We start from the raw sequence: 24,732 nt of genomic DNA on the forward strand, positions 1-24,732 counted from the left end.
TTTAACATACACTATAGCCTTATTCGTCTATGTCGTCTTCATCATTTGCATCATCTTTATCTTCGATCATATCTTCACCAGGATCATTATCATCTGTAGTTGGATCTAGGTCATCATCTGTATTCTCATCTGGTACATCTGTTTCGTTGTCGTTATCTAAATCAGTATCTGGAACAACGTCATCCGTATCTAAATCAGTATCTTCAATTGTTGTATCATCATCTGGTGCTGGACTTTGATCATCATTGTCACCACAAGCTGTTAAAAGCATTGCGGATAGCGCTGAAATACCTAATAACTTAATCCATTTATTCATTCGTTATACCCCTTTTCTTGATAAGTATCATCATGACCTTTAATAGGTCAATAATTAGGTTATCCAAGAAAAGAAAATTATTGCGGCTTATCCCCTAATTCCAATAATAAGCAAAGTTGTAAAGAATCATTTGTAAAAAAAGAGAAGACCTCCCGTAAGTTTACAGAATCTTCTTCTCTTTCTCCTTTTATACTTCCTTTTTATCCCCAAGGGCAAACATGATTTCCGCTTCACAGGCAATTTCACCATCAACAGTAGCTACACATTTTCCCTTTCCGAAGTTTCCGCGCACTCTTGTCATTTCTACCTCAAGTCGCAGTTGATCTCCTGGATATACTTGTTTTTTAAAGCGACAGCTATCAACTCCAGCGAAGAATGCCAGTCTCCCTTTGTTTTCTTCTTTAATCAACATAGCAACAGCCCCAACCTGCGCTAACGCCTCTACAATCAGCACACCTGGCATTACTGGGTATTCCGGAAAATGTCCATTAAAGTACTCTTCATTGGCAGAAACATTTTTAATCCCAACTGCTTTTTTGCCTTCTTCCACTTCTAAAATTCTATCTACTAATAAAAAAGGATATCGGTGCGGAATAATTTCTTTAATTTGATTGATATCTAACATTTGTGACCTCCTACTAATATGTGGTTATATATTATTGTACTAAATAATCTTATAAAAAAGGAAGGGATATCCCTTCCTTTTTTATAAGATGTTTTTTAGAGAATGTGTTAATAGCCTGTCACTCTAAAAAGTTTTAAAGCGTATTTTAGGTAAGCCACAATCAAAGAATGGAAATATAATTGCTATTTTTTACAAATCCCACGCTTGTTTACTCTTCATTTATTAAATTGACAATATGTGTCCAAGTTTCCTTTTTAAAGGTATCGCTTGCTTTACCGTCTCCCATTACACTATACCCGACAAGCGCGCCTGCTAGAACACTGACAACCATTATTAAAACGATGGCAATTATGCGCAGCCATATAGGAAACAGACGAACTCTAACTTGTCGTTTAGGAGAAGCATTCTCTTCTGAATTCTTCTTCTCTTTCCGTAATTCTTTTACCTGTTCTCTTGTCTTAACCATTTCCTGACTACTGCTATTTAATGCCATCATTTTTCTCCTTTTTAACGTATTCCATTCACTAATCCCATCATCTGATCTGCTAAAGAGATGGATCTGGACTGAAATTGATAGGAGCGCTGTGTAGCAATCAGATTAACCATTTCTTTGCTTATATCTACATTCGATTGTTCCAAGGCATTTTGCTTCATCCCAATTTCATTTCTTCTAGCACCGTCTAGGTCTAAAATTGCTTGGTTTTCGTCCGCTGAGTCAGAAAGTCGGTATACATTATCCCCCGTTTTTTCAAGACTTTGCGGATTGTTGGCATAGGATATACCGAGATTCACCATTTCCTGTCCACCGTTATTCAACTGAACTGTTAGCGTTCCTGTTGATGAAAAAGAATATTCTTTACTATTATTATTTAATAAAATTGGGTTATTATTCTCATCAAGGATAGCATGGCCATCTTTTGTAACGAGCATATTTTCATTATCAGATACTGGAGATAAGTACATAGCTCCATCTCTTGTATAGCGAACTTCCGTTTCTCCACCGTCTTGCACTAGCACTCTGTATAATTGTCCTTCTTTTGTTAACGCCGTATCTAAAACACGATCGGATGCTTTTATGGTTCCCTGTGTCATCACTAACTGTGTTTGAGCAATTTTTGCCCCTACACCTTGTCTGATTCCGTTTGGAGTTTGACGATTGACTTCTTGCGTTTCATCAGCTTGGTTATTAAATTGCTGAAAAAGCATATCCGTAAAGGTTCCATTTTGTTTTTTATAGCCAGTTGTATCAACATTGGCCATATTATTACTAATGAGATCCATTTGCTTTTGTAGCTGTGTTAATGTATTACTAGCCGTTATCATCGTTCTATTCATAGCGATTCCCCTTTACTACCCTTTCTATCGAAAAGCTGCTTTCGGAAAGCTTTTGCATGTAGCTTACAATCAAAATGGTTTATATTCCCCTATTGAAAAAAGCATTTATTTTAGAGAAATTCCAAAATAATCTAATCTTATATTTTTCCAATTTCATTTGCAGCTTGGTCCATGCTTTTATCATATGCCTGCAGCATTTTCTGATTTGCTTCAAAAGCACGATATGCTGTCATCATATCTGTCATGGTTTGGGCTGTATCAACGTTGGAATTCTCTAAGAATCCTTGTTTTATCTGGAAATTCACTTCATTATTTGCGTATGCACTCGGAAGTTCTGCACCGTCTTGCGCTCGATATAAGCCATCGCCCTCTTTGGAAAGCTGTTCTGGTGTATCTGTGTAGCTTATTCCAAGACGATATGCTTCCCCGTTACTCCCAGTAATCACCCCATCAGATGTAACGGAGAAATCTGTGCTAGTTAGTTGAATGGGTTCATTATTTTCATTTAAAACACGTAATCCGCTAGCAGTGGTTAAATAGCCTTGTCCGTCTAAAGTGAAATTTCCATTCCGTGAATATGCTATTTCGCCATTTGCATTTTGGATAGTAAAGAATATGCCGCCACTAGGATTTGTACCATTCCCTGGTACATTGACATTTAATAATGCCAAATCCGTACTTAGTTCCGTTTGATTAAGGTCTCCCTGTGTAAATTTTGGTGTCGCTTCCTGCATATAGACTCCTGTTGCTAAATAGCCTACTTCTTCTTTGTCTACAACACCAACTGCATTCTTGCTAACACTTTGCTGTAATAATTCCGGGAAGGCTCTCATAGACGATTGATCTGTTTTAAAACCTGGTGTCGTACTATTTGCCATGTTATTGGAAAGCATTTCTGTCTTACGCTGTTGTGCAAGCATACCAGAGGCAGCTGTATAGAATCCTTTAAACATACTTGTCTCCAATCTATACAATATTTTCGATTCTCATATATATATTCTATTATAAAAAAAATATGGAAATATTACATTAAATTTTGTTGAAAAAAGTCTAAAAATGTTTGTATTCATCATTTATTATATCGGGTTTCCATCATAACAATCTACTGGTAGATATAGGGGGAGTTTTAAAGGACATTCACTTTCAACAATTCCTTCCTTAAAGCAAAAAAATCGGAACAAGAAAAAATTTTCTCATTTCCGATTTTTTAGGTTTAATGTTTCGTACAACGGGTATGAAATAACTAGATTTCATTTTCCTATGCATAAACAAGAACTTTTCGCTCTTGTTTATGCCCCCCCATATTTGTTAGCTTAATTTTCTTTTTGGGAGACGATCAATGTTATCTAACATAATCCCAGTACCTATTGCTACACAATCCATTGGATTTTCCGCCACTAATACAGGAACTTTAAGTTCATCCGCCAACAGTAAATCAATCCCATGAAGCAATGCTCCACCACCTGTTAAAATAACCCCACGATCAATAATATCTGCTGAAAGCTCAGGAGGTGTTCTTTCTAGGACACTTTTCGCAGCTTGAACAATTACAGACACCGATTCTCTTAATGCTTGTTCAATTTCATCTGAATAAACAGTAATCGTTCTAGGAAGTCCAGAAACCATATCGCGGCCACGAATATCCATTTCTTCTTTTCTAGATCCAGGGAAAACAGTTCCGATATTGATTTTTATATTTTCAGCAGTACGTTCTCCGATTAACAGCTTATATCTGCGTTTAATATATTGAAGGATTTCATTATCAAATTTATCTCCAGCCATTTTTATACTGGAAGATGTAACGATATCACCCATTGAAAGTACAGCTACATCCGTTGTACCGCCACCAATATCAACAACCATATTTCCGCTCGGTTGGAAAATATCCATTCCAGCACCAATCGCTGCAACTTTTGGTTCTTCTTCTAGATAGATTTTCTTTCCTCCGCTTTTCTCTGCTGCTTCTTTAATTGCCTTTTGTTCCACACTTGTAATATTTGTCGGACAGCAAATAAGAATTCTTGGCTTTGAAAGAAATCCTTTTACATTTAATTTATTGATAAAGTGCTTTAACATCGCTTCCGTTACGTCAAAATCAGCAATAACGCCGTCTTTTAATGGTCGGATAGCCACGATATTCCCAGGTGTACGTCCAACCATGCGACGTGCTTCTTCTCCAACTGCTAATACTTTGCCTGTATTGCGATCTAATGCCACAACAGAAGGCTCGTTTAATACAATACCTTTTCCTTTTACATGAATTAGAACATTCGCTGTTCCTAAATCTATACCAATATCTCTAGCAAACATTAAATACGCTCCTCCTTTGTCTTAGCTTATCCTTTTATTTGATTTAATCATTTCATTTTCCTTATAGAGACTAAGAGCTGGCTTTCACACTATATGTAACGATATCTTCATACTTAAGTTTCATTAAATGACACTACTGGCCAATAAATATTCATTTTTTCTTTATTCCTGTTTAAAATTGGTTTTATTCGCACAGCTTTCCGAAAAATGCCAGCCATTATTTTTATCGCTTAAATATGTCTTACTTATCGCTCTATATTAAATCAACCATTTTTTCTTTTTCAATAGACGAATTATGTATGTTTTTGGTTAAAATTTTGTATGTTTTTTCTCTATCTATTTATACCACTCTAATTTTTTATTCTATCACAAGGATGCAGAAATAAGTAACTTTTTGTCAAAAAAATGAGTTTTTTTTCACAAAAAGAATTTATAATTATGTTAGGCAGCTCTTAAACGACCACCACACCATTTTCAAGCTGGTTATGTTTTCTTTACAAAAGAAAAAGGACATTGATTTCAAAGTCCTTTAAAGCTATTATGTACCTTTTCTTAGCATTTCAATCAGCGTCTCTTTTTATACAAATCTTTTTTTCTATCGATGAAGTCACCTCCATCGATAGACTGTTGTAGCTGCATTTCACAAACTTTCCTTTCTGTTTTAAAAATCACTAGGGCATTTTTATCCTTATTTTTTTGCCATGCTAACAGTGCTGAAAAATTGCCCCATTTGCTTTTTACTGTACAGTTTCCCCTTCTAACTCTTCTTTTTTATACTTCATTTTAGTTGCTTCCCCACCACGCAAATGTCGAATTGATTTATGATAATCAAGTATCTCTTTTACTTCATTTGCTAAATCTGGGTTAATTTCAGGAAGTCTTTCTGTTAAATCTTTATGGACTGTACTTTTGGATACGCCAAACTCCTTCGCTATTACGCGAACCGTTTTTCTCGTCTCCACGATATACTTTCCAATCTTGATAGTTCTCTCTTTGATGTAATCGTGCACACCACTCGCCCTCCCTAAATTGGATGTGAGAAGTGTGAAATGAGACTCGCTTTTCGCTTCATCGAAATTCTTCATCCCGCACGTTTCCTTTCCTACAAAATACGATTCTTCATGCGGCAGAAAGTCAAAGGCTTTCTGTACTTATTATGATTAAACATGTCCTCGACTACATATCCATTGTCTTCAAACGACCCCTCACTCCAAACTTCCTCTTTGTAAGGTTTGTAACATTTTATTAGCTTGGATGATACTTTATGCAGAAAAATATGAATAGGGACAAGGTTTGTCTAATTTTTTTTATGATTTCTTTGATTTTAATGAGTTTTTCAACTAAAATTCTTTATTTTGCTGAATGAAAGGAAGGTTTATATGGAGAGCACATGAGGAATTTAAAATGTGGATCGATTATTTGAGAATGAAATACTACTACCCTTTAATAAGCTTATTTATCCAAAACTGATTGTTTCCTAAGGACAATTATTTCCCGAGAAATTTGTCAGTTTCCGCACCTAATTGGCAACTTTCATCAAACATTTCTTAAAACATGGAAATAAACCTATTACTTTTTACCTAATAAAGATTTGAATAGGTGAATTAATGGAACTAGCACCATCATGAAAGGAAGGAGGAATTTATCTAAAGCTTAGTTGTTTACATAAACGCGGCTTCTCATTTCGACATTTCCCATGCTAAAAATATTTTTTTCGCGTAGAGAGTTATATAGACATAAAAAGGAGTGCTATAAAGGACTTCTTACTTTGCAAAAGATGATATCTCATGCATGTAAGAGACCGATTTATAGCAACCCCTATTTTCACAGTTTTTCAATTATGCGTTTGGATCTGTAGTTCCTTCTGCATCTTCATCCTGATTAGAATTTATTCCATTTTCTAATGAGTTATCTGTTGGCATTTCTTCATCAGCAGATTCAGACTCTTCCACCTCTGAATCAGCTTCTGATGTAGCACCAGAAGTATCATCACTTTCCAAAGCACTTAATGGCTTACCAAAATAATCAATTGGGTTTACCGCAACATTGTCTTTTCTTACTTCAAAGTGAACATGAACACTTGCATCTTGATTTAACTTACTTTTTCCAGCAGTGGCTAATGGTTGACCTTTTTCCACTTCATCTCCAACTTCTACTTGGAAATCCTTCACAGACTGGTAATATGTTTTAATCCCATTTTCGTGATCAATTTCAATCGTGTTACCTAATAGAGAATCTTCCGCCACTTTCGTAACGGTTCCGCTTAAGGCAGCTACCACTTCGAATTCGCTATCATCTTCCATTTTTAAATCAATACCTGTGTTTGGCTGATATTGATTATTATAAAACACTAATGATTCAGCTTGTTTTTCCTTACTAGCCGTATTATCGTAGAATTCCTTTTGTGTAATAAATGACTCTTCATCTACTACTGGCCACGCAAAGTTTTCAAATTCTTTTGCTACTGGTTCTGCAGGTTCATCGATTTGCTTTGTTGGCATATCAGCATCATATTTATACTTATCTGTTTCTGATGCGCTATTTTGATACCAAAGAACACCTGTTAGAATAATAGCAGCACTTGCGATATAAACGGCTGGAAATGCCCAACGCTTTTTAAAAAAGCTTTTTACTTTTGACTTTTTTGGAGAAGTACGTTTGTTTTCTTCCTCTCTCATTTTATCATCACCTCAGCAATCATTCTGAACAGATAATGATAAATATATACCTATTAGCAAAAAAATTTTTTTAGACTTATTTTTCGACAAAGTTCTTTATTATATACATGGAAATTTATTTTTTATTTGTAGCGTAGAAAAAAGCAAGTCTCGGGATGGAGACTTGCTTAGTTTGGGTTTGGCTGATATTCTCGTTACTTTGGCTGATTTATTTTTTGTTTGGCTTTTCCTCTTTGCTTTGGCTGATTTATCATTATTTTGGCTAATACCCTCGCTACTTTCGCTGATTTCCTTATTTCTGAGCTGTATATTTCGTCAGCATATCATCTGAGGCAGTGACTTCAACCCCTTTATAATAGTATTTAACGATTTCATCATATGTTTTTCCGTTGGCTGCCATTCCGTTTGCTCCATATTGGCTCATTCCGACACCATGACCATATCCCTTTGTGGCAATATATACGGTCTCTCCTTTTCGTTCCATAGTAAAGTCAGTTGATTTAAGATTTAACTTTTCTCTAATATCTGTTCCTGACATCTCTTTTCCGTTGATTTTGGCACTTGCTATTCTTTTTCCCTTTGTATATTTAATATCTTCTAATACTTCACTACCAGTCCCTAAAGACACTCCTAGCATCTTCTCAAACTCCTTTACAGTCAATGTTACTTCCCCATTAAACTTAGGAGAATTAACATCCCACGGGCTTTCTACGCTTTGTAAATAGGAGATAGAATTTGGCCATATTGCATCTGAGTTTTCCGTGTAGCCATTGCTTGTGGAGAAGAAAGTGGCATCAATCGGATCACCTTTATAGGTTAAAATTTGTCCCTTTGTAGCAGCTACAGCTTCTTCGATTTTTTCCATATTCTTTTTCCAATCATAACCGGCATTTTCCCAAATTTTCTTTAACTCGTCTTGATTGTTGTATACTTGATAATCAATTGTGTCTCCAACAAGGGCACCGTCTGGTAAATCTGATTTTTCTTGATTCATCATTCTTTTTACAATATATGTTCTGGCTGTTAAGGCTTGTGCTTTCAATGCTTCCATTTCAAACTTTGCCGGCATTTCAGAAGCAACAACCCCAACTACATATTCTTCTAAATCTAATTTCTCAACTTCTTGCTTATTCTGCCTGTATACGGCTACTTCTATAGCTGGCTCTTTGGCTTCTGCAGATTCTACATTACTGTTTGGCTCATCCTTTTTTTCCTGAATAGAGGGTAAAACAAGGATTGTGGGAACAAGTAAAGTGATAGCAAACAGAATAACTCCTAGTACGATGAAAGGTTTGATTTTAATCATGAATGAAAAGCCTCCATAAAATAGAAATAAGACCTTCTAACTGTCTCTAAAACATTCTTATGGAGGTGGACAAGCTTTTATTCCTTCTTTTTCTGTTTAAATCGATAGCTTTTCACTAAAAAAATTGTTCTAAATATGTCGGTTTTGCATACTATTTTAGCAATCCTGTTATTTATGCACCTCTTGTTATTTCCCCATTACATAACACCTTTTCCATTAGCCATTTTTAAAGGAAGCTAATACCCATTTCGATTTGTTTTTAAAATATTTTTTACATGCTATGTATAATTTTGCCCACAAAAAAACAAACTTTATTTATCTGAACGTAAACGATAAATAAAGTTTGCCCTTTGTTTTATGCATTTAAATCCGCAACATAGCTTGCAGTTAATGTTAATTCACTTTCTTCCGTAATTCTTTCGATATCAGCACCTAAGGCAGCTAATTTCTGATGGAAATTTACATAGCCACGATCTAAATGCTTAAGCTCTGTAACGCGCGTGATACCATCAGCTACAAGTCCAGATAAAATCAGAGCAGCAGCGGCACGCAAATCTGTAGCAGCTACTTCTGCTCCTTGCAGATTAGTTGGTCCGTTCATTACAACTGAACGACCTTCAATTTTCACATCGCCATTCATGCGTCTGAATTCTTCTACATGCATAAAGCGATTTTCGAAAACTGTTTCCGTAATCATACTTGTTCCTTTTGCACGAAGAAGTAATGCCATCATTTGTGATTGCATATCTGTTGGGAATCCAGGATGAGGCATTGTTTTAATGTCTACAGCTTTTAAATTCTCAGCACTAACAACACGAATACCATCTTCTTCTTCTTTGAAGATAACACCCATCTCTTCCATTTTTGCAATTAAAGAAGATAAATGCTCAGGAACTGCACCCTGTACAAGTACATTTCCGCCAGTGATAGCAGCAGCAATTAAGAATGTACCAGCTTCGATTCTGTCAGGAATAATAGTATGTTCTGTACCATGTAGCACTTCCACACCTTCGATACGAATTGTTCCAGTACCTGCACCTCTTACTTTTGCTCCCATTTTATTTAGGAAGTTTGCTAAATCCACAATTTCTGGTTCTTTTGCTACATTTTCTAAAATTGTTGTACCTTCTGCTAAGGAAGCAGCCATCATAATATTTTCAGTAGCACCTACACTTGGAAAATCAAGATAGATTTTTGCTCCTTGTAAACGGCCTTCTACTGAAGCTTCGATAAATCCATTACCAACCTGAACCTTTGCTCCCATTGCTTCAAAGCCTTTAAGATGCTGATCAATTGGTCTTGAGCCAATTGCACAACCTCCAGGTAATGCTACTCTTGCATGGCCATTTCTAGCTAACAATGATCCCATAACTAAAACAGATGCACGCATTTTTCGTACATATTCAAATGGTGCTTCCACACTTAAGTCCCTTGATGCATCAACGGTTACTTCACCATTTTCAAAATGTACATCTGCATTCAAATATCTTAATACTTCATTAATCGTATATACATCTGAAAGAGTCGGAACTGATTTAATTATACTTTTTCCATCACTTGCTAATAATGTAGCGGCGATCACAGGCAAAACGGCATTTTTTGCGCCTTCCACTTTAACCGTTCCATTTAACCTTTTTCCGCCGCGGACGATGATTTTATCCAAAGTCTATTCCCCTCCGCGTCCAATATCTCTATATTAATATTCAATCGTTATGATGGGTGTGCCAACTACGAACGTAGTTTTTCCTCCCATATCTTGTGTTCTCAATCCTATTTGTACGTTCATTTCCTTTTCGCTATTATCAATTCGTTCTTCAAATAAGGGCGAATAAGCGGAGGTGGATATAAAATCATCCTCTTCCAACGCCTCTACTTCTTTTGCTTGAAATGCATTTAGCAATTGGTTAACTTTATAAGGCAAAGTCCCATTCATCTTATCACTGAATTCGCCTTTAATACAAGAGAAAATTGTCGGTTCCCCACGAAATATGTTAGAAATTTTTTCGTTAATTTCCATATCTAACCTTTTCATTTCTTTATCCTCTAACTTTTTCCCTCTCACCTCATAAATAATATATGATTGAACGGTATTAGTTGTTAAAGAAGTGGTTATAATAATACTTTCTTCCGTTTGGTTACTGGATGGAACGATCATTTTTGCTTGCCAGTTTTGATGTGTTTTCGTTTCTACCCAGTCACCATTTGGGAAAACTTTTTTCAATTTTGACTGATATGCTTTTGCATCTTCTATACTTGTAACATTATCCAGCCTTTCTCTTGCATGCAGAGACCATTCATTTATTGCTACGTTTTCTTGTTTTTGTAAAATTTCATTTATTGTTATTAAATCTGACTTTGTTCTCGCGATAGTGATGTTATTCCCAAATGTTAGGCAAGCCAAACCAATTATAATTATTATAATAATTAATGTTTTATTTATCTTCATTTCAATTCCTCCCCCATACTACCATTGTTTCCAGAGAGAAGAATTGCATACTAGTGATTAATCGTCACTTTTTGACATGAATAAAACATTAACCAAGGAACAAACTATTTAAGCACACAAAATGAATTTTACTGAAAAAACGAAGCAATGAAAACATGTATGAAGACCTATCTTTTCTTATTAATTGTTTCTATTTTTGGTAATTAATTCAATATTAATGGTAATTGTTGTGACCAACTTAAGTAGTCTAGTAAAAAGTTACTGACAATCGAACCCATAATAATGGCTAATAATACATACAATACTCTTGCCTGGAAAACTCGATTTTTACGAAGAAATTTCTCGAAGTTTAGTGACTGTAATGCCCACCACGAAAGAGCTATAAACACGATATGTATTAATATACTTAGTAATGCCTGTTGTCCAAAAGCATCAATCATTTTTTCCTCCAATCTATCCTTTCAGATTCAACTATTATTTGACGTATTTACCTATCAAAAGGTTTCACTTTTGATTCAGGTATTTTTTTGATTTTTTGTCTGTTTAACCACAGCTTGATATTCTCTTTTTCAAAGCACTCCACAGATTAAAAAAAGCCCCCTTAGGGACTTTTTAGTATTTTTTCTCAACAATGGATATACGATTCATTGCACGTTGAAGAGCAAGTTCTGCACGTCTAAAGTCTACATGCTCTGACTTCTGAGCATGTAATCTTTGTTCTGCGCGCTCCTTAGCACGTAAGGCACGATCATAATCAATTTCTTCCGCTAATTCAGCAGATTGAGCAAGTACTGTCACCTGATCCGGGCGAACTTCTAAAATTCCACCATTCACCGCTAGATATTCAGAATCTGAACCTTTTTTCAAATGAACAGCTCCTATTTTCAGTGGAGCAACCATCGGAATATGTCCTGCTAAAATTCCAAGCTCTCCACTTTCTGCTTTTGCGATCACCATATCTACATCTGATTCATGCACCGGGCCATCAGGAGTTACTACATTGACTTTAATCGTCTTCATTACTACCCCTCCTGATTAGTTTATACTTCCACACCCATAGATTTCGCTTTTTCAATTGCTTCTTCGATACGTCCAACTAAGCGGAACGCATCCTCTGGAAGATGATCATATTTTCCATCAAGAATATCTTTAAATCCTTTTACGGTTTCTTTTACAGGTACATAAGAACCTTTCTGACCTGTAAATTGCTCCGCTACATGGAAGTTTTGAGATAAGAAGAATTGGATTCTTCTTGCACGGTGAACGATTAATTTATCTTCGTCACTTAGCTCGTCCATACCTAGGATACTAATGATATCTTGAAGCTCTCTATATCGTTGTAGTGTAGATTGTACACTTCTTGCTACATTATAGTGCTCTTCGCCAACAATTTCAGGAGAAAGGGCACGAGAAGTAGAAGCAAGTGGATCTACTGCTGGGTAAATACCCATCTCTGTTAATTTACGCTCAAGGTTTGTTGTTGCATCCAAGTGAGCAAATGTTGTAGCTGGCGCTGGATCTGTATAGTCATCCGCTGGTACATAGATAGCTTGGATAGATGTTACAGAACCTACATTTGTTGAAGTAATACGTTCTTGTAATCTACCCATTTCTGTTGCTAACGTCGGCTGATAACCAACCGCTGATGGCATACGGCCAAGCAATGCAGAAACCTCAGAACCAGCTTGTGTAAAGCGGAAGATGTTATCAATGAAGAATAGAACGTCTTGTCCTTGTTCATCACGGAAATATTCTGCCATTGTTAATCCTGTTAAGGCAACACGCATACGAGCACCTGGTGGCTCGTTCATTTGTCCGAACACCATTGCTGTTTTCTTAATAACGCCAGAATCTGTCATTTCATGGTAAAGGTCGTTTCCTTCACGTGTCCGTTCTCCAACACCTGCGAATACAGAAATACCACCATGCTCTTGAGCGATGTTATTAATTAATTCCTGAATTAAAACGGTTTTACCTACACCGGCTCCACCAAATAGACCAATTTTACCACCTTTAATATAAGGTGCTAATAAGTCTACTACTTTAATACCTGTTTCTAAAATTTCTACTTGTGTTGATAATTGTTCAAACTTAGGAGCTTCTCTATGAATAGAATCACGTCTAGCACTCGCTGGAATTTCGGAATCTAAATCAATGGTTTCTCCTAAAACATTAAATACACGACCTAACGTAACATCACCAACAGGAACAGAAATAGATTTTCCAGTATCTATAACCTCTGAGCCTCTTGTAACGCCATCAGTAGAAGACATTGCAATAGCTCGAACTGTGTTATCACCTAAATGAAGGGCCACTTCAAGTGTTAATTCTACGTTAGAAGTACTATTTGGACCTGGAACAACTCTTAATGCGTTGTTAATGTCAGGCAGACTTCCTCCATCGAACTTCACGTCAACAACTGGTCCCATAACTTGAAGAATTCGTCCTGTGCTCATTATTTTCCCTCCTAAACTTTCTTAAAAGCAGGTTCTGCTAAACCTTACGTCAAGCAGAACTTATTAATCATCGTTATTCTAACGCTGCAGCTCCACCAACGATTTCTGTAATCTCTTGTGTAATCGCAGCTTGTCTTGCACGGTTGTACTGTAGACTTAATTCACCTATTAATTCTTTCGCATTATCAGTAGAATTCTTCATCGCAGTCATACGTGCAGAATGCTCACTTGCCTTACTATCTAGTAAAGCACCGTATAGAAGACTCTCTGCATACTGCGGTAATAGCACATCAAGAATCTCTTCTGCTGATGGCTCAAATTCATATGATGTCAATGTAGTATTCGTAGCATCCATATCCGTTAAAGGAAGAACCTTCTTCTCTACTACATCCTGTTGAATTGCACTTACATAATGACTGTAATAAACATTGAGCTCATCAAAAGTACCATCATCAAACATGCCTACTGCTTTACTTGTTACATCTTTAATATCTAGGAAATCTGGTAGGTCTGGTATTCCAACTACATCCAAGATGACATTATGTCCTTGTTTTAATAGGAAATCTCTACCGATTCTTCCAATGACAATAATGGCATACTCCTCTTTTGATTGATGTCGCTCATTAATTGTTTGATTCAATTTTCTAAGTACGTTACTGTTGTATGCCCCTGCCAGTCCGCGTTCGGAAGTGATGACAAGATAGCATGTTTTTTTAACAGGACGCGTTTGAAGCATTGGATGGCTAACGCCTGAGCTGCCGAGCGCTACTGAATGTGTCACTTCTTCCATTTTAGACATATACGGAATAAATGCTTTTACATTAATAACTGCTCTATTCATTTTAGCCGAATATACCATTTGCATGGCTTTCGTAATTTGGCTAGTCTTTTTAGTTGATTCAATACGAGCTTTTATATCACGTAAAGATGCCAAAGATTCTCACCACCAATCTTTAAGTTTGCCTTCTTATTCAGAAGCTACAAACGTTTTTTTGAAATCGTTAATTGCTGCTGTCATATCATCATCAGATGGAAGATCTTTTGTTGAAACAATCTGTTCTACCACATTTGTATGATTGTGATCTAGCCAATTTAAGAATTCTTCTTCGAAACGTCTAATATCAGTAACAGGAATATCATCTAAGTGACCACGTGTTAGGGCATATAGAATCGCAACCTGTTTTTCTACTTTTAACGGTTTATTAAGATCTTGCTTCAATACTTCTACTGTGCGAGCACCACGATTTAATTTATCTTGTGTCGCTTTATCTAAATCAGAGCCAAATTGAGCAAATGATTCTAGCTCACGGAATGATGCAAGGTCCAGACGCAATGTTCCTGCAACCTTTTTCATTGCTTTGATTTGTGCAGAACCACCAACACGGGAAACAGATAAACCTGCATTTATCGCTGGGCGTACACCAGAGAAGAATAAATCCGATTGTAAGAAAATTTGTCCATCTGTAATCGAAATTACGTTTGTTGGAATATAAGCAGAAACGTCCCCTGCTTGTGTTTCAATAAATGGAAGAGCCGTAATAGAACCTCCACCTTTTGCGTCGCTTAATTTAGCAGCACGCTCAAGAAGACGAGAATGCAAGTAGAATACATCCCCTGGATATGCTTCACGACCTGGAGGACGACGAAGTAATAGGGACAATTCACGATAAGCGGATGCTTGTTTTGTTAAATCATCATATACGATTAAAACATGCTTACCGTTATACATAAATTCTTCACCCATTGCTACACCAGCATATGGAGCTAAGTATAGTAGTGGTGCTGGTTGAGAAGCAGAAGCTGTGACAACGATTGTGTAATCTAATGCACCATTTTTACGTAGTGTTTCTACCGCGTTACGTACAGTTGATTCCTTTTGTCCAATCGCAACGTAGATACATACCATATCTTGGTCTGCTTGGTTAAGGATGGTATCAATCGCAACAGATGTTTTACCAGTTTGACGGTCACCGATAATTAATTCACGTTGTCCACGACCGATTGGCACTAATGCGTCAATCGCTTTAATACCTGTTTGAAGCGGCTCGCTTACAGATTTACGATCCATAACGCCAGGTGCTAAAAATTCGATTGGACGTGTTTTTGTTGAATTAATTGCTCCTAGTCCATCTACTGGTTGTCCTAAAGGATTAACTACGCGTCCGATTAACGCATCTCCTACTGGAACTTCCATGATTCTTCCTGTACGACGAACTTCATCGCCTTCGCGAATATCTGTGTAAGGACCAAGAATAATGATACCTACATTGCTTTCTTCTAAGTTTTGAGCTAAGCCCATTACTCCATTAGAAAATTCAACAAGCTCCCCAGCCATACAGTTATCCAGGCCATGTACACGAGCGATACCATCACCAATATTAATTACCGTACCAACTTCGCTTACTTGAACTTCTGATTGGTAACTTTCAATTTGCTTTTTTATAAGAGCACTGATTTCTTCCGCTTTGATGCTCATGCGTTTCACCCCTATCTAAAGAATTACTATCCTAATAATTGTCGTTGTAGACGGTTTAGCTTCCCTTGAAGACTACCATCAAATATTTGATTACCTATTCTTACTTTAATTCCACCTAATAGGTTAGAATCAATGATATTTTCAATATTTAGCGATATTTTCCCAACTTTTGCAGCGAAAGTAGCTGAAATAGCTCTTTTCTCATCCATAGTTAACGGTTTGATGGAATATACTTTTGCGTCTGCAACCCCTTTTGCTTCATTTACAAAAGCAATAAATTGATCACAAATACTAGTAATCATCTCTTCCCGATGGCGATCAATCAGTAGCATCAAAAGATTTTGTATATACTCACTTGCTGAAGCAAATGCTACTTTCACCATTTCTTTTTTCTTTTCTAATGAGATATTAGGAGATTGTAGAAATGTATGAATGTCTGGCGAAGAGGTTAAAAGTGATTTCACTATGCGAACTTCTTCATCCAATTGATCTATCTGTCCGTTTTCTTTGGCGATTTGGAAAAGGGCTAAAGCATAACGCTTAGCAACACCTGTATCCATCATCGTTTCTCGCCTACCTCTTGAATGTAATCATGAATTAATTTTTCTTGATCTTGCTCATTTAATTCTTTTTCGATCACTTTAGAAGCGATTAAAACAGAAAGAGAAGTAACCTGATCGCGAATTGTTGCAACAGCTTTTTCTTTTTGTTGCTCAATTTCTACTAAAGCAGCATTTTTTAATCGTTCAGCATCTTTTCTAGCATCGTCAATGATTGTTTCTCTTTGAGCATCTGCTTGTTGTTTAGCTCTATCGATTAATTCTTGTGCGTCAGTACGCGCTTCTTTCAATAACGCTCTTTGTTCTTCTAATAGTTTGGCAGCTTCTAGTCTGCTTTTCTCTGCATTATCTATTTCATTTGCAACAAATTCCTCGCGATCCTTCATTATTTTCATTAAAGGACCCCAAGCAAACTTTTTGATTGCCCACAATAATAATAAGAAAGATCCTAATTGAACAGCTACGTCGCCGCCCGCGAAATTCATTACGGCACCTAATACTAATCCATTTGTGAACACGCTTGATTCACTCCTTTCAGGTAATGTGTTTTATCACATACAGGAAACCTTTATTCGCTTATGGAAAAAAGGTGAATATGCTTATTTATAAAATAATAGGAACAATTTTTAGCTATCAATATACTCAAATTGAGTATTGTATTGTAGGCTGCTTTGTCTTCCCTAATAGTTAGTATTTCTATTGAAATAACAACCATCTTCAAGAAAACAGCCCTTTTTTGTGAATTGTTGGTTTTAAATAAAGGAATGGCGAAGGTTCTTATCGAATGATCTTCGCCATAACTAAGGAATAATTTATTCTAAATCTATTAAAGAACCATAAATGCGATAACAACCGCCATGATAGGAATCGCCTCTACGAACGCAACCCCGATAAACATTGTTGATTGAAGCATACCTCTTGCTTCTGGTTGACGAGCAATCCCTTCTACTGTACGAGAAACGATTAATCCGTTACCTAAACCTGCACCTAGTGCTGCTAAACCAATTGCAATTGCTGCTGCTAATGAACCCATTATTAAAATCCTCCCTAAATTGTAATTATTATAAAGTTTGTCCATTTTCTGAACTGGGTATATATATTAATGGTCCTGACTTACTTTATGAGCCATATAAACCATTGTTAATAAAGTGAAAATAAAAGCTTGGATACTTCCGATAAAAATAGAGAACCCTTGCCATACCATTGTTAATGGGAAGGCAGCTATTGTACCAATAATATTTGTCTTAGCTAAGCTATTCACTAGTAAGTCTAGTAGAACCTCACCCGCAAAAATGTTTCCGTATAAACGAAGACCAAGTGTGAGTGTATTAGAGAATTCTTCGACAATTTTTAATGGTAGTAAAAATCCTACTGGCTGTACATACTCCCTAAAGTATCCTTTTGTACCACGCATTTTGACACCGTAGTAATGAGTTAAACCCACTACCATAATTGCCAACGTTAAGGTTATACCAGGATCGGCAGTTGGGGATTTCCACCAAAGCGTATGATCCACTGTAATAGCGAAAGGCAGTCCTAACATGTTGGAAATAAAGATGTACATAAGAAGGGTGATCCCTAATACGTGAAATCTTCCACCATCTTTCCAATCCATGTTATTCTTAATAATATTTCGGACAAAGTCCATTATCCACTCCATCAAATTTTGTCTGCCAGTTGGCTTCATTTGAAGATTTCGAGTAAGGAAAAATGCGATTAAAAACACAATTAAACTTGATACAACAATCATTAAAACATTGGAATAGTTAAAATATAACCCAAAGTGTTCATGAATCGGTGCTTCATGATGCAATATTACTCACCTCTTTTCTCACCATTCTTATGTAAAATAAAATAACGCACTAAATAATCTGCCATAATGACAATATAAGCTGTCATCAATCCAATTACAACACTTATTAAGTGAACTTTTTGTGGATATTCTACGGCAATTAAGCAAACAATTACTGCTGTCGCCATTCGAGAAAGAGTTCCTAAACCATAAACCTTCCCTTCATCTTCAATGGCTTTATCAAATACCTTTGCTCTTCTAACCAATAAGGTGAGATTGAATACACTGGCACTCGTTCCGACGAAGAGACCAAGAAAAACAGATTGATAGGGGGTAAGCGCCCAAGCAAATGCACAAAATGATAAAAAGAAATAAAGATATTTTTTAACCCTTATGTATATCTCAAATAATTGTTCCAAATCTCTATCCTCCTTTATTTTCAGGGCATCACTCTAAACCCGCGAAAAATAAAGCGAAGCAGAGAAAAAGCACATTCCTTTTGTATCATTTTACGGGTGTCAATCCAGATAATTTATCTTCAATTTCCAAAGACAAACTAGTAAAATTCACTTTTGCCCGTTAACTCTATTAACACTATCTCTGTGTTAAAATCTTGATACTCCGCGGGTGAAAACCTATTCATACCCCTTGTAAGCATACAATAGGGTATTGTCAATGTCAATGCATTTAAATACAAAAAAAAAATTCATTGCTCACCTTTTAACAATCTCTAACTTATAGCTTATTTTATTTTCAACATTTTTTCAAGCATGTCCTCTTTTCCGGCTTTTTTCGCAAAAACTTTGATTCGATAGTTTCCTGTTTCGTCCAAATCTCCAACACTAAATACCCCTTTTAACCGTCCTCTTTTCACTTCTTTTTTCCAATCTAAAAACTGAATAAATTGTAATGTATCTTCCCGAAAAAGAGCTATTCCAAATTCTTCAGCGCCTGTCGGTAAATACGTCTCATATTCATAACTATTTTCTCCAGTCTTTTTAAGGAGATCAAATCCCATAATTCTAGGATAGTCGGGTTCCTCTAGTACATATAAATAAGGAAGTTTTATTAATTGCTCACCGGCCCTTACCTTAATTATACCATCTTGAAGTTTTTCATTAAAAAGATTACTGTCAATATTCATTATAATTGGGACATTTTTCTTCTGACCCGGTTTTAGTGTAAATGAAAGAGGCAATCGCCAGCTAATCCCCCTTTTTCCTTTTGGAAAATCAAAGGATATTTTCTCCATATTATCACCGACATTTTTAACCGTAATGTACGCCTTATATTGGTTTTGTTCTTTCACCAATTTGTATTTACCAAAACGAATACTTCCAGGCGTAATTAGAACATTAGCTTTTATCGCTTTATCAACTTGAATTCGACCTGCCCCTTGTTCATATACTTTATATGTCACATTTTGTCTATTTTTGACCGGCTTTGCTGTATTCATTAAAGATGCTTTCACTTCTTCTGGACCCCAGTCTGGATGTGCCTCTAATAACAATGCACAAGCTCCCGCAACAAAGGGCGCTGCCATACTTGTCCCTTGTAATGACATATAACCATTAGGGACTGTGCTATTTATCACTACTCCTGGCGCAAGCACATCTGGTTTAATTTCCCAAGTTCTTGTAACAGGGCCTCTAGAGCTAAAATCTGCCAATATATCTTTTTCCCATTTTTTTACTATTGTTAAATATGTTTCTTTTTTACGAATAGACTCCTTTATAAATTCTCCCTCTGCCTTCGTAATTCCTGCCACTGGTATAGCTACTTCTTTTTCTAGCATCCCTTGAAAAGGTCCTTCTATGTTGTTGTATATAAGTACACCAATCGCTCCCATTTCATATGCGTTTTGCACTTTTTCTGTAAAGGTTAGTTCGCCTCTTTCCATTAATACAAGTTTTCCTTTTACATCGGTTAATTGATTTTTCTTCCCTATTCCACCACTTACTAAGTGAACAGAGCCTGTATCTGCCCATTTTTCACTATTTTCCATATTGGTTAAAGGGATTTTATGATCATTTATAAGGATAAAAGGTGTATATATATTAGGAGTGGAGGCTCCAACTGAAATAGCTTTAGAGGCTGTACCTGGAGAACCAACCGTCCATTCTGCTGGACCTGCATTCCCAGCAGCCGCAACGGCAATAATCCCCTTCTTCACTACCTCATTTAAGGCAAGACTAATCGGCAAATCTGGACCATTTACATCACTGCCTAATGAGAGGTTAATAATATCTACTTTATCTCTTACAGCTCTATCAATCGCAGCCAATATTTGCTCTGTTGTTCCAGAGCCCCCCGGACCTAGTGCTCTATAGGCATAAATAGTCGCATTAGGAGCTACACCTTTCATCTTTCCATCTGCTGCAATAATCCCAGCGACATGTGTACCATGAAAAGTATCTCTCCTGCCTAATCCCTTTGTTTCCATCGGATCCTGGTCCTTATCTACAAAATCATAGCCTTCCTTATAGTTCTTCTGTAAATCGGAATGCTGATAGTCTATTCCTGTATCTATGACACCTACCTTTATTCCTTTGCCACTTAGATGCTCTAATGATTTTCCTAAGGAATTTCTTATTTCATCTGCTCCTATAATTTCAACAGGGTCATCTGCTTCTGCCATATATGTTTGAACCTTTGATACCTGATTTACGCTTTCGCTTTGTTTTAACTTTTCCAGTTCCCGTAGTGGGCCTTCTACCGAAAAACCATGGAATACTTCTGTAAATATAAATTTTCTTTCTAAATGAGGGTATTCCTTAAGGAGCTCATCTATTTCTTGTTCGGTATAATTAGTCTTCGTATGCACAATGGCAATTTGTAATTCGTTTGGATTTTGCGAGGGTAAGTCTGGAGTTTTTAAGGATGCAGCTAATGTTGTATAGGATATGAATAGTGGGAAAATGAGGAGTATTCCAAGTGTTCTTTTTATCATGCCAATCACCCCTTGCAAATCATTATGCTTTTTATTCTGACCGCAAGTTGTTATTTTATGTATTCAATGAAATCAGGTGTGACTTTTCTCACACAGACAAATGCCAATACTAATAATTTCTTTCAAGATGAATATAAATTAAAAAAGGAAATACTGCTTTTTTATAAAGTTTGATGGAAAAGTTCTGTATGGAAATGGGGTTTGTCCATCTATCAGCCATTATCGTAGCAATTTTTCAAGTATTACTTTCAGTTAGTTATCCATTAGGAGAGTATGTGATGGGTGGTTCTCATAAGGTTCTACCAAAAAAATTGCGGATTTTGAGTATATTAAATGCTATCATTCTCTTTTTTATTAGTTTGATTTTTCTAACACATACAAATGTGTTAACCACCTTTCATTTTTTACCAACAAACATATTAGTCTGTGTTATTACCTTATACCTTGGTTTAAATACAGTAATTAATCTACTGTCTCAAAGTAAGAAAGAAAGGTTTATCATGACGCCATTATCATTCATTGCTTTTCTCTTATGTTTATTTGTCTTTTTATCTACTTTAAAACCTTGAAGCCCACTAAGAAGCTTGCAAGTCTTTTCCCTTATTTATCGAGTGTTCGAGAGGACCCGAACTTATCGGTTGGGGTATAAGGCAAAGCATCTAAGTTGAAAAATAGACGGAAGAATTTCGCTTATTTAGTAATTATTATTAAAAAAGGCTTAAATAGACGGAAAGATTCCGCCTATTGACTCGAATAATGCGAAAAAGGGAGATTTTGCTTTGCCTAATCGGAAAAACTCCCCTTATTTACGCCGAAACAAGCACTATCATGCATTTATCCGAAAAATTCCGCTTATTTTCCTTTTGCCGGTTACTCGATTCAGGACAAAACATCTTAGTAAAAAGGGAGTGAGTCCAAAAGATTCTCATTTAATGCATTACGGTGAACCATACCAAAAGTAAGTGGTGAGGCTTTATATAAGGATTTTATATTCCAAATAAAGAAACTCGCCAATTCCAATGGCGAGTTTCCCATTTTATATACCAATAACGATGCCAAAGCTACTATCAAATCGCTACACATTTTAAGAAAAGCACCTCAAAACGGAATCCTTTGCTATTTTAGCCCGAGCATTTTTTGGCACGATTATTTTGTCCCAAATAATCTGTCACCAGCGTCTCCAAGACCTGGAACAATATAACCTTTTTCATTTAACTTCTCATCAAGTGCAGCAATGTAGATATCCACATCTGGATGAGCTTCTTTTAATGCTTCCACACCTTCAGGAGCAGCAATTAAGCACATAAATTTAATGTTTTTTCCGCCTCTGTTTTTTAAAGAGTGAATTGCTTCAATGGCAGAACCACCTGTCGCAAGCATTGGATCCACTACGATAAAGTCTCTTTCTTCTACATCGGAAGGTAACTTTACATAGTATTCGACTGGTTTTAATGTTTTAGGATCACGGTATAATCCAATATGTCCAACTTTAGCAGCAGGGATTAATTTTAAAACCCCGTCCACCATCCCGATACCAGCACGCAAGATAGGAACAATCCCTAGTTTTTTACCAGAAAGCACTTTAGATTTCATTTTGCTAACTGGTGTTTCGATATCAATTTCCTCTAATGGCATATCACGAGTAATTTCAAAAGCCATTAATGTTGCTACTTCATCTACTAGCTCTCTAAATTCCTTTGTACCTGTTTGGGTTTCTCTAATGTATGTAAGTTTATGCTGAATAAGTGGGTGATCAAATACATATACCTTTGCCACAACATTCACTCCGTTCCTTCATTATTAGTATAAATATCCTCTTTTTTCGACAGGATACTTCGTTAACACACTTCTATTCATTCTACAGAAAAAATTTTGGCGAATCAACTGAAATCCTTTTCTAAATTCAAAAATTTTATGATAGTTTTCCCTAAAATCCAAGAAAAAAACCGAGCTTAAGAAAAGAGGACAATCATTAGGTCGTATTCCCCCTTGATGATTGTCCTCTTCTAATTATAATTGTTTATACAATTCGAATTTGCTAGTTAATGTCGTTACTCTTTGAGCTGCCTCCGCTAACTTCTCACCATTTTCATGGTTTTTAAGTGTAAAACCGATAATAGATGCAATTTCATCCATATCTTCTAAACCAAAGCCACGAGATGTTACAGCTGCTGTTCCAATGCGGATTCCACTTGTTACAAATGGACTTGCAGGGTCGTATGGAATCGTATTTTTATTAACAGTGATCCCCACTTCGTCTAATACTTGCTCCGCCACTTTTCCAGATAATCCTAAAGATTGTAGGTCAACTAATAGTAAATGATTATCCGTTCCATTTGATACTAAGTTTAATCCCTCTTTTTGTAGACCACTTGCTAATCGTTTTGCATTTGCAATAATATTTTCTGCATACTCTTTAAAATCCGCTTGAAGCACTTCTCCAAAAGCAACTGCTTTCGCTGCGATTACATGCATTAATGGACCACCTTGAATTCCAGGAAAGATTGATTTATCGATTTTCTTCGCAAATTCTTCTTTACAAAGGATCATTCCACCACGAGGTCCACGCAATGTTTTATGTGTAGTTGTTGTTACAAAGTCAGCATAAGGAACAGGATTTTGATGTAGCCCTGCTGCGACTAAGCCAGCGATATGAGCCATATCCACCATTAAGTATGCTCCAACTTCATCAGCAATCTCACGGAATTTCGCAAAATCAATTTCACGAGGATATGCACTTGCTCCAGCAACGATTAATTTAGGCTTATGTGCTAATGCTTTTTCTCGAACATCTTCATAATTAATATAATGTGTCTCTTTATCTACTCCATACTCAATAAAATTATATTGAATACCGCTAAAGTTAACAGGGCTTCCATGTGTTAAATGTCCACCATGAGACAAGTTCATTCCCAACACAGTATCACCATGTTCTAAAATAGTAAAATAAACGGCCATATTTGCTTGTGCTCCTGAATGAGGCTGCACGTTCACATGTTCCGCACCGAAGATTTCTTTCGCACGGTCACGAGCAATATCTTCCACAATATCTACATATTCACATCCGCCGTAATAACGTTTGGCAGGATATCCCTCTGCATATTTATTTGTTAATACAGATCCTTGCGCTTCCATTACCGCTTCACTTACAAAGTTTTCTGACGCAATCAATTCAATTTTCGCTCTTTGGCGACCTAATTCTTGCTGTATTGCTTTAAAAACAAGTTCGTCTTGCTCCGCTAAATGCTTCATATGTAAATCCTCCCGACTATTCTCTCTATTCCACCGTAAATCTGCCTCTATTCTATCATGTATATATTTTAAAAAGAAAGAGTTAATTTACGAATTATTACGATAATATTTTTATTTTTGTTCGGTTTTTAGTGTTGTTTTTAAATGAATTATCTTATATTTATTAAAAACAACAGAAAAACATATATTCATCTACTATATTAGTAAAGTGAACCAGTAGAAAAAATAAA

General features: G+C 36.2%; 25 protein-coding genes. 1 reads left to right on the plus strand and 24 read right to left on the minus strand.

Going from position 1 to position 24,732, the window contains the following annotated elements; translation table 11 throughout:
* Nucleotides 1–19: 19 nt before the first annotated feature.
* The 22 genes from ACTNDN_RS07970 to ACTNDN_RS08075 all read right to left on the minus strand — a co-directional run bounded on the left by ACTNDN_RS07970 (nt 20) and on the right by ACTNDN_RS08075 (nt 21,250).
* The gene (locus tag ACTNDN_RS07970; RefSeq protein WP_031536699.1) at nt 20–316 is read right to left on the minus strand and encodes a hypothetical protein; all 297 of its coding nucleotides are present in this window, start codon (nt 314–316) and stop codon (nt 20–22) included.
* Nucleotides 317–503: 187 nt separating this feature from the next.
* Nucleotides 504–941, minus strand: a complete 438-nt coding sequence (fabZ, locus tag ACTNDN_RS07975) for a 3-hydroxyacyl-ACP dehydratase FabZ (RefSeq protein WP_048717379.1) — start codon at nt 939–941, stop codon at nt 504–506.
* A gap of 208 nt (nt 942–1,149) precedes the next feature.
* On the minus strand, nt 1,150–1,434 hold the full coding sequence (locus tag ACTNDN_RS07980; protein WP_031536701.1) for a DNA-directed RNA polymerase subunit beta: 285 nt from the start codon (nt 1,432–1,434) through the stop codon (nt 1,150–1,152).
* 14 nt (nt 1,435–1,448) lie between these two features.
* The gene (locus ACTNDN_RS07985; protein ID WP_031536702.1) at nt 1,449–2,276 is read right to left on the minus strand and encodes a flagellar hook-basal body protein; all 828 of its coding nucleotides are present in this window, start codon (nt 2,274–2,276) and stop codon (nt 1,449–1,451) included.
* Between the two features lie 137 nt (nt 2,277–2,413).
* Nucleotides 2,414–3,229, minus strand: a complete 816-nt coding sequence (locus ACTNDN_RS07990; protein ID WP_048718896.1) for a flagellar hook-basal body protein — start codon at nt 3,227–3,229, stop codon at nt 2,414–2,416.
* Nucleotides 3,230–3,584: 355 nt separating this feature from the next.
* Nucleotides 3,585–4,586: a rod shape-determining protein gene (locus tag ACTNDN_RS07995; protein WP_031536704.1), complete on the minus strand. Its 1,002-nt coding sequence runs from the start codon at nt 4,584–4,586 to the stop codon at nt 3,585–3,587.
* A 737-nt stretch (nt 4,587–5,323) separates the two neighbouring features.
* Nucleotides 5,324–5,596, minus strand: a complete 273-nt coding sequence (gene spoIIID, locus ACTNDN_RS08000) for a sporulation transcriptional regulator SpoIIID (protein ID WP_016204804.1) — start codon at nt 5,594–5,596, stop codon at nt 5,324–5,326.
* A gap of 828 nt (nt 5,597–6,424) precedes the next feature.
* The gene (locus ACTNDN_RS08005) at nt 6,425–7,264 is read right to left on the minus strand and encodes a M23 family metallopeptidase (protein WP_031536705.1); all 840 of its coding nucleotides are present in this window, start codon (nt 7,262–7,264) and stop codon (nt 6,425–6,427) included.
* Between the two features lie 292 nt (nt 7,265–7,556).
* Entirely contained in the window at nt 7,557–8,570 is a 1,014-nt protein-coding gene (spoIID, locus tag ACTNDN_RS08010; protein ID WP_441131054.1) for a stage II sporulation protein D, read from the minus strand.
* Between the two features lie 355 nt (nt 8,571–8,925).
* Nucleotides 8,926–10,233, minus strand: a complete 1,308-nt coding sequence (gene murA / locus ACTNDN_RS08015) for a UDP-N-acetylglucosamine 1-carboxyvinyltransferase (RefSeq protein ID WP_031536707.1) — start codon at nt 10,231–10,233, stop codon at nt 8,926–8,928.
* Between the two features lie 33 nt (nt 10,234–10,266).
* Nucleotides 10,267–11,016 carry a YwmB family TATA-box binding protein gene (locus ACTNDN_RS08020; RefSeq protein WP_154708603.1) on the minus strand — a complete coding sequence of 250 codons (750 nt, stop codon included), beginning with the start codon at nt 11,014–11,016 and terminating at the stop codon, nt 10,267–10,269.
* A 203-nt stretch (nt 11,017–11,219) separates the two neighbouring features.
* Entirely contained in the window at nt 11,220–11,456 is a 237-nt protein-coding gene (locus ACTNDN_RS08025; protein ID WP_031536709.1) for a DUF1146 family protein, read from the minus strand.
* A 172-nt stretch (nt 11,457–11,628) separates the two neighbouring features.
* Entirely contained in the window at nt 11,629–12,036 is a 408-nt protein-coding gene (locus ACTNDN_RS08030; protein ID WP_031536710.1) for a F0F1 ATP synthase subunit epsilon, read from the minus strand.
* Between the two features lie 20 nt (nt 12,037–12,056).
* Nucleotides 12,057–13,472 (minus strand): F0F1 ATP synthase subunit beta, encoded by a 1,416-nt coding sequence (atpD, locus tag ACTNDN_RS08035; protein WP_031536711.1) that lies wholly within the window; start codon nt 13,470–13,472, stop codon nt 12,057–12,059.
* A gap of 73 nt (nt 13,473–13,545) precedes the next feature.
* Nucleotides 13,546–14,406: an ATP synthase F1 subunit gamma gene (atpG, locus tag ACTNDN_RS08040; RefSeq protein ID WP_031536712.1), complete on the minus strand. Its 861-nt coding sequence runs from the start codon at nt 14,404–14,406 to the stop codon at nt 13,546–13,548.
* Nucleotides 14,407–14,439: 33 nt separating this feature from the next.
* Nucleotides 14,440–15,948 (minus strand): F0F1 ATP synthase subunit alpha, encoded by a 1,509-nt coding sequence (gene atpA / locus ACTNDN_RS08045; protein ID WP_031536713.1) that lies wholly within the window; start codon nt 15,946–15,948, stop codon nt 14,440–14,442.
* 26 nt (nt 15,949–15,974) lie between these two features.
* Complete coding sequence (locus ACTNDN_RS08050; RefSeq protein WP_154708605.1) at nt 15,975–16,511, minus strand: F0F1 ATP synthase subunit delta; 537 nt, start codon at nt 16,509–16,511, stop codon at nt 15,975–15,977.
* Complete coding sequence (gene atpF, locus ACTNDN_RS08055; RefSeq protein ID WP_048718912.1) at nt 16,508–17,026, minus strand: F0F1 ATP synthase subunit B; 519 nt, start codon at nt 17,024–17,026, stop codon at nt 16,508–16,510. Before atpF ends, ACTNDN_RS08050 begins: the two co-directional genes overlap by 4 nt.
* A gap of 308 nt (nt 17,027–17,334) precedes the next feature.
* Nucleotides 17,335–17,541 carry a F0F1 ATP synthase subunit C gene (gene atpE, locus ACTNDN_RS08060; protein ID WP_016204791.1) on the minus strand — a complete coding sequence of 69 codons (207 nt, stop codon included), beginning with the start codon at nt 17,539–17,541 and terminating at the stop codon, nt 17,335–17,337.
* A 66-nt stretch (nt 17,542–17,607) separates the two neighbouring features.
* Nucleotides 17,608–18,321, minus strand: a complete 714-nt coding sequence (gene atpB, locus ACTNDN_RS08065) for a F0F1 ATP synthase subunit A (RefSeq protein ID WP_284561766.1) — start codon at nt 18,319–18,321, stop codon at nt 17,608–17,610.
* A gap of 2 nt (nt 18,322–18,323) precedes the next feature.
* On the minus strand, nt 18,324–18,719 hold the full coding sequence (locus ACTNDN_RS08070) for an ATP synthase subunit I (protein WP_031536717.1): 396 nt from the start codon (nt 18,717–18,719) through the stop codon (nt 18,324–18,326).
* Nucleotides 18,720–19,042: 323 nt separating this feature from the next.
* On the minus strand, nt 19,043–21,250 hold the full coding sequence (locus ACTNDN_RS08075) for a S8 family serine peptidase (RefSeq protein WP_441131055.1): 2,208 nt from the start codon (nt 21,248–21,250) through the stop codon (nt 19,043–19,045).
* 188 nt (nt 21,251–21,438) lie between these two features.
* On the opposite strand from ACTNDN_RS08075, the gene ACTNDN_RS08080 reads away from it, so the two are divergent.
* Nucleotides 21,439–21,819, plus strand: coding sequence for a hypothetical protein (locus ACTNDN_RS08080; protein ID WP_202908314.1), 381 nt, complete (start codon nt 21,439–21,441; stop codon nt 21,817–21,819).
* Between the two features lie 577 nt (nt 21,820–22,396).
* On the opposite strand, the gene upp is transcribed toward ACTNDN_RS08080, so the two are convergent.
* Together upp and glyA are read right to left on the minus strand one after the other, a co-directional pair.
* Nucleotides 22,397–23,026, minus strand: coding sequence for a uracil phosphoribosyltransferase (gene upp, locus ACTNDN_RS08085; protein WP_031536719.1), 630 nt, complete (start codon nt 23,024–23,026; stop codon nt 22,397–22,399).
* A 234-nt stretch (nt 23,027–23,260) separates the two neighbouring features.
* Nucleotides 23,261–24,502, minus strand: coding sequence for a serine hydroxymethyltransferase (glyA, locus tag ACTNDN_RS08090; protein ID WP_109768640.1), 1,242 nt, complete (start codon nt 24,500–24,502; stop codon nt 23,261–23,263).
* Between the last annotated feature and the right edge of the window lie 230 nt (nt 24,503–24,732).

Origin of the sequence: Niallia sp. HCP3S3_B10 (genome assembly GCF_052064465.1) — a bacterium.
Lineage (GTDB): Bacteria > Bacillota > Bacilli > Bacillales > Cytobacillaceae > Niallia > Niallia hominis.